This window comes from Erwinia sp. MYb416 (genome assembly GCF_037479575.1).
Taxonomy (GTDB): Bacteria; Pseudomonadota; Gammaproteobacteria; order Enterobacterales; family Enterobacteriaceae; genus Erwinia; species Erwinia rhapontici.
On the sequence record NZ_JBBGYT010000261.1, the window covers coordinates 1 to 622 of the forward strand.

Annotated in this window: 1 protein-coding gene; it reads right to left on the reverse strand. The window is 48.2% G+C overall.

The window, feature by feature from the left end; genetic code table 11:
- A partial coding sequence (locus WH277_RS02385) for a class I tRNA ligase family protein (protein WP_339504195.1) occupies nucleotides 1-506 on the reverse strand: 506 nt, incomplete at its 3' end.
- Nucleotides 507-622 lie beyond the last annotated feature (116 nt).

A 622-nucleotide genomic window follows, 5' to 3' on the forward strand; every position in this document is an offset into this window, starting at 1 on the left:
ACACGCGCACCGGCCTGGAGCTGTTCCAGATCCTGGCGTGATAACGAACCGTAATTAGGATCGCTGTCGACGGAGAACATCACGTCGCCGTTGCTGGCAACATAAGCATGTTCACGGGCGATCAGTTTGCTGACCAGCTCGATAATCTCAGGAATATGGCGTGTTGCACGCGGTTCCAGATCCGGCGGCAGGATATTCAGCGCGGCGAAATCCTTGTGCATCTCGGCAATCATACGATTGGTCAGTTGCTCAATGGTCTCACCGTTTTCATTCGCACGTTTGATGATCTTGTCATCAATATCGGTGATGTTACGCACATAGTTAAGCTCATAGCCGCTGTAACGCAGGTAACGAGCGACCACATCAAATGCCGCAAAGGTTCTGCCGTGTCCGATATGACAGAGGTCGTAAACGGTAATGCCACACACGTACATACCGATTTTACCGGCATGGATAGGTTTAAATTCCTCTTTTTGACGACTCAGGGTATTGAAAATCTTTAGCATTGAGACATTCCGTTTTAGCGTGTGCGGGATTAGCGAAAAAATGATGAATTGATCATTCTGACGTATTTTTACCCTCAGCGCTACGCAAAGCAAGGTTATCCACACTTCCTTTATGC